Annotated in this window: 8 protein-coding genes; 7 read left to right on the top strand and 1 reads right to left on the bottom strand. The window is 45.7% G+C overall.

Features of this window, described 5'->3' with window-relative positions; genetic code table 11:
* Positions 1-222: 222 nt before the first annotated feature.
* A complete protein-coding gene (gene mce / locus ACJ751_RS24220; RefSeq protein ID WP_407748114.1) occupies positions 223-624 on the bottom strand; it encodes a methylmalonyl-CoA epimerase in 402 nt (133 codons plus the stop codon).
* 60 nt (positions 625-684) lie between these two features.
* On the opposite strand from mce, the gene ACJ751_RS24215 reads away from it, so the two are divergent.
* From ACJ751_RS24215 to ACJ751_RS24185, 7 genes are all read left to right on the top strand, one after another.
* Positions 685-1,866 carry an IscS subfamily cysteine desulfurase gene (locus tag ACJ751_RS24215; protein WP_407748113.1) on the top strand — a complete coding sequence of 394 codons (1,182 nt, stop codon included), beginning with the start codon at positions 685-687 and terminating at the stop codon, positions 1,864-1,866.
* 168 nt (positions 1,867-2,034) lie between these two features.
* Positions 2,035-2,367: a HesB/IscA family protein gene (locus ACJ751_RS24210; protein ID WP_407748112.1), complete on the top strand. Its 333-nt coding sequence runs from the start codon at positions 2,035-2,037 to the stop codon at positions 2,365-2,367.
* 641 nt (positions 2,368-3,008) lie between these two features.
* Complete coding sequence (gene gldF, locus ACJ751_RS24205; RefSeq protein ID WP_407748111.1) at positions 3,009-3,734, top strand: gliding motility-associated ABC transporter permease subunit GldF; 726 nt, start codon at positions 3,009-3,011, stop codon at positions 3,732-3,734.
* Between the two features lie 14 nt (positions 3,735-3,748).
* Entirely contained in the window at positions 3,749-5,491 is a 1,743-nt protein-coding gene (gldG, locus tag ACJ751_RS24200) for a gliding motility-associated ABC transporter substrate-binding protein GldG (RefSeq protein WP_407748110.1), read from the top strand.
* A 59-nt stretch (positions 5,492-5,550) separates the two neighbouring features.
* Positions 5,551-6,522 (top strand): TerC/Alx family metal homeostasis membrane protein, encoded by a 972-nt coding sequence (locus tag ACJ751_RS24195; protein WP_407748109.1) that lies wholly within the window; start codon positions 5,551-5,553, stop codon positions 6,520-6,522.
* 13 nt (positions 6,523-6,535) lie between these two features.
* On the top strand, positions 6,536-9,028 hold the full coding sequence (locus ACJ751_RS24190; RefSeq protein WP_407748108.1) for a bifunctional UDP-N-acetylmuramoyl-tripeptide:D-alanyl-D-alanine ligase/alanine racemase: 2,493 nt from the start codon (positions 6,536-6,538) through the stop codon (positions 9,026-9,028).
* A gap of 67 nt (positions 9,029-9,095) precedes the next feature.
* On the top strand, positions 9,096-9,670 hold a 575-nt coding region (locus tag ACJ751_RS24185; RefSeq protein ID WP_407748107.1), incomplete at its 3' end, for a lipoprotein signal peptidase.

Here is a 9,670-nt window from a genome sequence, read left to right as displayed (position 1 = left end):
GTTATTACTATAATGGCGATCGCCAGCAGGCCCACTTTTGTAACCTCATGCAAAAGGAGTTGGCCATTGATGAATTGCGCATTGAATGCTCAGAACATAAATCAACTGAAAAATAGTTTCAGGTTTCAGGTTCCAGGTTTCAGGGTCTTGATATTCGGAAACCCTGCAAATAGTCGAACATTACGCTATTGCGCCCTGTAACTTGTAACCTGTAACGGGTTTTTACTTCATTTCCATACAAAGCTCTACCAATACCCCATTTGTATTCTTTGGGTGCAGGAAACAAACTAACTTATTATCGGCGCCGCGTTTGGGTTGTTCATGTAGCAGCACGAAACCTTCACTGACCAGTCGTTTCATTTCAGCCTCAATATCTGCCACTTCAAAAGCAATGTGGTGAATACCCTCGCCCTTTTTGTCAATAAAGCGGGCGATAACTCCTTCGGCGCTGCTGCTTTCCAACAATTCTATTTTGGTATCGCCGGTTTTAAAAAAGGCGGTAGCCACCTGTTCGCTTTCTACTGCCTCGGTTTTATAACAGGAAGTATTGAGCAGTTTTTCAAACAGGGGAACCGATGCCGATAATTCCCGAACGGCAATGCCAATGTGTTCAACTTTCAGCATATCAGGTAGTTAGTTGTTGAATGTGTAAGTTAACAGGATCAAACCATTTCAACTAATTTTGTGTTGAATAGAATTATGCTGAAACTCCCCATATATCTCGATCATAATGCCACCACCCCTTGCGATCCGCGCGTAATGGAAGTGATGTTGCCTTATTTCACCGAACAGTTTGGCAATGCGGCCAGTCGCAGCCATTCCTTTGGCTGGCAGGCAGAAGAAGCAGTAGATTATGCCCGCGAACAGGTGGCCAGGTTGATTGGGGCCGAACCAAAAGAGATCATCTTTACCTCAGGCGCCACCGAAGGCGATAACCTCGCCATAAAAGGCGTGTTTGAAATGTACGCCGGCAAAGGCAACCACATCATTACCTGCGTTACCGAACACAAGGCCGTGCTGGATACCTGTAAGCATATAGAAAAACTGGGTGGAACCGTAACGTATCTGCCCGTAGATAAAGAAGGCCTGATAGATCTGCAGCAACTGGAAGCCGCTATTACCCCGCGCACCATCCTCATAGCCATTATGTACGCCAATAATGAAACGGGAACCATTCAACCCGTAAAAGCGATAGGGGCGCTGGCGAAAAAACTCAACGTCTTGTTCTTTTCCGATGCTACCCAGGCCGTTGGTAAAATTCCGGTTGATGTAATAAAAGATGATATCGACATCCTGGCCTGCAGCGCCCATAAATTATACGGACCAAAAGGCGTAGGCGCCCTGTATGTTCGTCGCAAGAACCCCCGCGTTCGCCTGACCGTCCAAATGGATGGTGGCGGCCATGAAAGAGGAATGCGCAGCGGTACCCTGAATGTGCCCGGTATTGCCGGTTTTGGGAAAGCCGCCGATCTCTGCCGCCAGCAATTGCAGGCAGATGGGGAGCGCATGAGCCACCTGCGCAATAAACTGGAAAACGCCCTGCTGCAACTGGATGCCACTTATGTAAACGGCAGCCAATTGCACCGCCTGCCCCATGTAGTCAATATCTCGTTTAACTTTGTGAATGGCGACCAGCTCATGATGGGCCTGAACAAGGAAATAGCCCTTTCATCCGGTGCAGCCTGTACCAGCGCCTCCATGGAACCCAGTTATGTGCTGAAAGCCCTGGGCGTGGAAGATGACCTGGCCCACAGTTCATTACGGTTTTCCATTGGCCGGTATACTACTGAAGAGCAGATAGATTATGTGATAGAACGGGTAAAAAAGACGGTAGAGCAATTGAGAGCCAATCAATTAGCAAATTAGCCCAAATGGAAAACCGGGATCCATTCTTTCAAGTGAGCGCTAATTTGAGTATTTTTAAACAATTAAGGCCCAAGAGGCGTTATAATAAGGTCTATTCATGACGTGAAAATCAGTCGTTTAGGGTTTTAATTTTCACATTTTCGAATTTTCACATTTACAAATTAGAGTATGATTTTCGTAAGCGACAAAGCAAAAGAGAAAGTAGATAAACTGATGGAAGAAAATTCTCAGTCTGCCGAAGCCGGTTATTTTCTGCGCGTATCGGTAGTGGGGGGCGGTTGTTCCGGTCTTAGCTATAAAATGGATTTTGATAACCAGTCAAAACCCGGCGACCAGGTATTTGAAGACAAAGGCCTGAAAGTAGTTACCGATATGAAGAGCTTTTTGTATCTCTTTAATACCACCCTGGAATTTTCAGAAGGGTTGAATGGCAAAGGGTTTTACTTTAATAACCCCAATGCCAGCCGTACCTGCGCCTGTGGCGAAAGCTTCTCTGTATAAGGTTAAACTGAAATAAGGACAGCAATATATTGGCCCTGCTCCCTCCCGGGAGTAGGGCTTTTTCATTTTCTGCCCTGCCTCCTATTCATCTTATTTAAAACAACCCCTATAAAAACAGTACTTACAACCAGAGAAAACCCAGTTCTGACACAGATAAAATCTGGGTTTTGTCTGGGCTTGGTCTGGGCTAGGTCTGGGCTTGGTCTGCGTTTAAGTATAAAAAGAATAAGATGATCAGTTGATGAGGTTGACAGGTGAACGAGTTGACAAGAAGGATGGGGGAAAGAGGTCAGGTAAATAAAGTGGGGGTGATAGGGTTGATGAGGTTGACAGGGGTGATAAGTTAACACGTTGACGAGTTAACACGTTGACAGGTTGACGAAGAGGAAGAAGTAGCTTAGGAGATATAAAGTTGGCAAAGCCCCTCCCCTAAAATAAAAATCCCCCGTATTACGGGGGGACTTTTTATGCAGTAGGTTTCGGCTATTTTATGATTGAACAGAAATAGACAGTAACCGGATGTATCTATTTTTCATTGGATGGTTAAAAAGAGTACACGCAATATAATAAAATTGCTGAATCGCGCGTCATAGGGCGGCATCTTTTATTTGCATATACTTATAATCACTTATTTTCGCCACATGTGGTCGGTTTGTAAAAAAGAGTTCCGGCAGTTTTTCAGTAGCCTCACAGGCTATATTGCCATCATCGTATTCTTATTATTGAATGGTTTATTCCTGTTTGTATTCCCCGATACCAATATCCTTGACTTTGGGTTCGCCACCCTTGATAAATTTTTTGAGCTGGCTCCCTGGATATTGTTATTGCTGATACCTGCTATTACCATGCGCAGTTTTGCCGATGAGTTCAAAGGCGGCACCTTCGAGATCCTGCAAACCAAGCCGCTTAGCCGCTGGCAACTGGTTTCAGGTAAGTATTTCGGCGCCCTGGGCGTAGTGATCATCGCATTAATTCCCACCATAATATATCCCATCAGTGTGCAGCAACTGGCTGCCGCCGGCGGCGGTATCGATATGGGTGGAACCATCGGTTCTTACATCGGTCTGGTATTACTGGCCGGCGTATTTGTAGCCATCGGCATTGCCTGTAGTAGTTTTACTAATAACGCGGTGGTAGCCTTTATTGCAGGCGCCTTTCTTTGTTTTGTGTTGTACAGCGGGTTCAACGCCATAAGCCGCATCCCGGCATTACAGGCAGGGGCCGATTATTACGTTGAAATGCTGGGCATCGACTTCCATTACCGCAGTGTAAGCAGGGGCGTGGTTGACAGTCGCGACATCATTTATTTTCTCAGCATCATTCTTTTCTTTTTGATCTTTACCAATCGAAATTTGTTGAAACGATAATCCGGAAATACACCATGAACAAAATACTGGCTTCAAAAGGATGGTGGTTGTTTTTGCTGATCGTACTGCTGGGTATCAATTACCTGGCATCAGTAGTGCATACCCGCGTTGACCTTACTCAGGAAAAAAGATATACCCTTTCGCCCGCTACCAAAAAACTGGTAAAAGGCTTACACGATAAAGTGTCCATTACCGTACTGCTCACCGGCGATATGCCGGCCGGGTTCAAAAAACTCTCCAACAGCACCAAGGAAATGTTGCAGGAGCTTAAAGAACTGGGGGGCAGCAATATTCAATTCAAATTTGAAAAAGCCGGCGAAGGCCTGAGTGATACTGATAAACAAAAATTTCAGGCGCATTTAGACTCTCTTGGCCTGAAACCTACTAACATTCAGGTAAAAGCGAAAGCCGGCGAAGCACAGGAAGAGCGCCTGGTATACCCCGGCGCCCTGGTTCAATATAAAGACCGCGAAGTAGTCATTGACCTGCTGCAAGGTCAGGATATGAGGGGTGGCGTACAATCACTGAACAATGCCGAAGCATTACTGGAGTATAAACTGGCCCGCTCTATTCAAAAGATCACGGCCGATACTGTACCGGCCATTGGTTACCTGCTTGGTAATGGCGAGCTGTTCAATGAAAATGTAAAAGATCTCATCGATGGCACCCTGCGCCAGGAATACCGGTTTGGTTTTCTGCCTATCGACAGCGTACCGGTTATTCCCAATGTTTTTGATGCGCTGGTAATTGTTAAACCAACCGTGCCGTTCAGCAATAAGCAAAAGCTGAAGATCGATCAGTACATCATGCATGGCGGTAAGGTAATCTGGCTCATAGACAGGTTATATGCCGAAATGGACAGCCTCATGCGCTCACACAGCGATTTTGTAGCCTTCGACCGTAACCTGAACCTCGATGACCAGCTGTTCAAATACGGCGTTCGTATCAATGGCGACCTGGTGCAGGACCTGCAATGCGATAAAATCCCTCTGGTAGTGGGCAATTATGGCAATCAGCCGCAAATGCAGCTGGTGCCCTGGCCTTACTTTCCAACATTATCGTCTTACTCAGGTCATCCCATTGCCAAGAACCTCGATAATGTATTAAGCATCTTCCCCAATTCCATCGATACCATAAAAAATAACATCAGGAAAACGGTGTTGCTGTCCACATCGGAAAGCTCCCGAATTATCAGTACGCCGGCCATTGTAACGTTGAACAGTGTTAAAACGGAAGACGATCTGAAAACCTTTAACCAGTCGTTCATTCCCATTGCTGTGCTGTTGGAAGGAAGATTTACCTCCCTTTACACCAACCGCTTATCAACCGGTGAACTGGATACCCTGGCGGGGATGTACAAACAGCCATTCAGGGCGGCCACGGAAAAAGAAAGTAAAATGATCGTGGTGAGTGATGCCGACATTGTAGCCAATGTGGTAACACAAAATGAAGGGCCGCTGCCAATGGGATACAACCAGTTTACCCATAACCAGTACGCCAATAAAGATTTTTTCCTCAACTGCGTACAATACCTCACCGATTCAACAGGCATACTCGAAACCCGGGGAAAAGACTTTGCACTTCGCCTGCTCGATACTAAAAAAACAGAAGCGGACCGTATACAATGGCAGCTGATGAATATAGCCATACCTGTAGTGCTGGTTTTATTGTTTGGAGCTGTATATCAGGCGATAAGAAAGAAAAAATACCAGGCTAAATTGAAAGTTGATAAAGTTGATAGGTTAAAAGGGTTTTAATGGAACCGGGTAAACCAGCAGCCGGTAATAACTTATCTTTGCCAACCATAAAATAAGACATGGCCACTGAACAGATCACCTATTTAGCATTTGGCAGTTTATTAATACTGGCATTGGCGTTTGACCTGGGATTACTGAGTAAAAAATCCTCTCATATTACCATTAAAAAAGCCTTGTGGCAGACTACCTTCTGGGTATCGCTGGCATTGGTTTTCTTTGGTTTTATCTGGTATGAGAGCGGCCATGAAAGAGCGATCAAATACCTGAGCGCTTATTTAATGGAGTGGTCGCTAAGCATTGACAATATCTTTGTATTCATACTCATCTTTGGCTTTTTTAAGGTAAAAGAAAAATTCTATGCCCGGGTACTGCTCATTGGTATCCTGATGGCCATCCTCTTCAGGATTATATTTATCGCAATAAGCAATGGCCTGGTGCAACAATTCCAATGGATCCTGTACATCTTCGGTGCTATTCTGGTTTACACAGGCATTACCATGTTTCGCACGAAACATGAGGAAGAAGCCGGTGACCTGGAAAATAACAAGGTGTACAAATTAATGAAGCGTGCGCTGCCTATAACAACCAGCGACGGGGATGGAAAATGGAAAATAACAGAGAACGGGAAAAAGTACTATACCAGTTTATTTGTTGTGGTAATTATGCTGGCCACTACCGACATCGTATTCGCACTCGATAGTATTCCTGCGGTATTTGCCATTGCGCCCAAAGACTCCCTGGTAATTTATACCTCCAACATCTTTGCCGTACTGGGCTTGCGCTCACTATTCTTTTTACTGAAAGGCGCTGCCAATAAATTCGGCAATTTGCAACAAGGTATTGCCATTGTACTCATATTTATAGGGGTGAAGATGCTGATAGAATATTTTAAGATCGAGATCCCGGTGTATGTTTCCCTGCTGGTGATCATTGTCTGCATCGCCGCCTCTATGGTATATTCTGTAACCGTAAGCAATCGTACCCCGGAAGACAAGGATAACGATGCCGGTTCAAACCGGGATATTCACTGATCAAATTAACCGGGTGAAATATTTTATTGACAATATAGCTTCCATCATTAAAGGGAAGTGGCTGGTTCAGCATGACAATGCGTTGATTGAACAACTGCTCATCGATAGCCGTAAACTCATCTTTCCACAAACCTCCTTATTCTTCGCATTGAAAGGGCCGCGCCGCGATGGGCATTCCTTTATTTACCAATTGTATGAAAAGGGTGTTCGCAGTTTTGTGGTCAGCGAGACTGTGGACCTCAGCAAACTGGCCGAAGCCAATATAGTACAGGTAGACGACCCTTTACGGGCGCTGCAAAACCTGGTGGCCTGGCATCGTAAACAATTCAGCCTGCCGGTAATAGGCATTACCGGTAGTAATGGAAAAACCATTGTAAAAGAATGGTTAAACCAGTTGCTCGATGACCGGTTCACTATTATTAGAAGTCCAAAAAGTTACAACTCACAAATAGGGGTGCCATTGAGTGTTTGGCCGTTGAACGAGCAACACGAACTGGCCATTTTTGAAGCCGGTATTTCGCAACCCGGCGAAATGGAACAACTGCAAAAGATCATTCAACCCACTATTGGCATTTTTACCAATGTGGGTGAAGCACACAGTGAAGGTTTTGTGAATATGCGGCAGAAAGTGAATGAAAAGCTGCAATTGTTCAGGGATGTTCAAACACTTATTTATTGCCAGGACGATCACGAAATAAACAGCGGGGTGGCGGCTTTAAGGCAACAGCTGCCCGGCAACAAACGCTTTGAGGTCTTTAGCTGGAGCATGATGAGCGAAGCCATGCTGCACATTCGCCAGGTTTATAAAGAAGACAACAAAACAACTATTACCGCCAGCTACCAGCAACAGGAGATCAGTATTGTGATCCCCTTCGCCGATAAAGCATCGGTTGAAAATGCCATTCATTGCTGGTGCGTATTGTTGCACTTACAGGTACCGCTCGAGGAAATAACAAGACAAATGCAACAGCTGGGGCCCGTGGCTATGCGGCTGGAACTGAAAAAAGGATTGAACAATTGTTCCATCATCAACGACAGCTACAGTTCAGACCTCAGTTCGTTTACCATCGCCCTTGATTTTTTAAGTCAGCAACAACAGCATGGCAGGCGAACCGTAATTCTTTCAGATATTTTACAAAGCGGCCGCTCAGAAAAAGACCTGTATGCCGAGGTGGCCCGTTTGCTGCAACAGCGGCAGGTGAACCGCCTCATTGGGATAGGAGAGCGCATTACCCATCACCAGCCGATCTTTCAATCGGCCGGTATTCCTGACCTGGCGTTTTATTCGTCGGTAGACGCATTTATAAAAGAGCTGCCTCATATACCCTTTAAGGATGAAAGCATTCTCTTAAAGGGCGCCCGCATTTTTGAGCTGGAACAGGTTGACCGCCTGTTGCAACAGAAAGTACACCAAACGGTGCTTGAAATTGATCTTACGGCCGTTGCCCATAACCTGAAACAGTTTCAGCAACGCTTACTGCCGGCTACCCGTATTATGGCCATGGTGAAAGCGTTTTCGTATGGCAGCGGCAGTTATGAAATTGCCAATGCGCTGCAGTTTCACCGCGTCGATTACCTGGCAGTGGCCTATGCCGATGAAGGCGTTGAGCTGCGCAAGGCCGGCATCAATTTGCCCATCATGGTCATGAACCCCGAGGAATCGACCTTTGATGTGCTGGTGCAATACAACCTGGAGCCCGATCTGTATGCGCCCGGCATATTATCATTGTTTGAAGATTTTGTTAAAAAACAGGGCATTCAGCAGTTCCCTGTACATATAGAACTGGAAACGGGAATGAACCGGTTGGGCTTCTCTATGGAGGAATTACCGCTGGTAATAAATTCACTGCGAACACCCTTGTTTAAAGTGCAATCGGTGTTTACGCATCTGGCGTCGAGCGAAGACCCGCAACAGGATTCGTATACCAACTGGCAGGGCGAATTGTATATGAAAATGGTGGCGCAGTTACAGTCGGTGCTTTCCTATTCCTTTATAAAACATGTGGTGAATACGGCCGGGATCATTCGTCATCCGCAATGGCACCTTGATATGGTGCGGTTGGGAATTGGCCTGTATGGAGGCGACAGTTTTGGTGAAGGCGGGCTCGATCTGCGGGAAGTTTCTACCCTGAAATCGACCATTGCGCAGATCAAGGAGCTGAAGGAAGGAGAAACGGTGAGCTATGGCCGTAAAGGCGTGGTAACCAGAGCTACACGTATTGCTACCGTGCGTATAGGGTATGCAGATGGATACCCGCGTAAGCTGGGAAACGGGGCCGGTAAAATGTTGGTGAATGGCCACCTGGCGCCGGTTATTGGAACGGTGTGCATGGATATGACCATGATTGATATTACCGATATTTCACATGTTCAGGAAGGGGACGATGTGATAATTTTTGGCACCGATTTGCCGGTGAAACAAGTAGCACATTGGGCCCAAACCATTCCATATGAACTGCTTGCCACCGTTTCACAGCGGGTAAAAAGAGTGTATTTTGAAGAGTAACCCCTCATCAAATCCTGACAAACTCAAGCACAGAAAACCTTATCTTTGGAAACTAAAAATTAGCATAGTGAAGATCAGAACAGTCGCCCTGGTAATAGCAGGAATTATTATCGCCGACCAGGCTTTAAAAATATGGGTAAAAACCCACATGACGTATGGAGAGCAAATCTTTTTGCTGGGCAGAACATTAAGATTGTATTTTATCGAAAATGAAGGCATGGCCTGGGGATGGAAGTTTGGTGGCGATTGGGGTAAGATTGCCCTTACCGTTTTTCGATTGATTGCCGTGATCTTTGGCGTGTATTACATCAAGGGTATTGTACAAAAGAAATACCATCGTGGTTTTATTCTTTGCGTGGCTATGATCTTTGCCGGCGCATTGGGTAACCTGATTGATAGTATGTTTTACGGATTGATCTTCTCCGGCAGCAATGATGGTTCGGGCCTTGCCCACATGTTCCCTGCTGGTGGTGGTTATGCCGGTTTCTTACATGGTAAGGTGGTTGATATGGTGTATGCGCCTATCATCGACAACAAGATCTTACCGTCATGGATCCCGTTCTGGGGCGGTGAGCGTTTCACTTTCTTTTCACCCATCTTTAACATAGCTGATGCATCTATCTCAGTAGGTGTTATTGCGAT

Source organism: Niastella sp. (assembly GCF_045805085.1).
GTDB lineage: Bacteria > Bacteroidota > Bacteroidia > Chitinophagales > Chitinophagaceae > Niastella.
Note: the sequence above shows the minus strand (reverse complement) of the source record. Positions and strands in the feature narration are given on the sequence as shown.

Excerpts from the sequence above, each read along its gene's own strand:
- mce (WP_407748114.1), bottom strand. The coding sequence starts at position 624 with ATGCTGAAAGTTGAACACATTGGCATTGCCGTTCGGGAATTATCGGCA.
- ACJ751_RS24210 (WP_407748112.1), top strand. The coding sequence starts at position 2,035 with ATGATTTTCGTAAGCGACAAAGCAAAAGAGAAAGTAGATAAACTGATG.
- gldF (WP_407748111.1), top strand. The coding sequence starts at position 3,009 with ATGTGGTCGGTTTGTAAAAAAGAGTTCCGGCAGTTTTTCAGTAGCCTC.
- gldG (WP_407748110.1), top strand. The coding sequence starts at position 3,749 with ATGAACAAAATACTGGCTTCAAAAGGATGGTGGTTGTTTTTGCTGATC.
- ACJ751_RS24195 (WP_407748109.1), top strand. The coding sequence starts at position 5,551 with ATGGCCACTGAACAGATCACCTATTTAGCATTTGGCAGTTTATTAATA.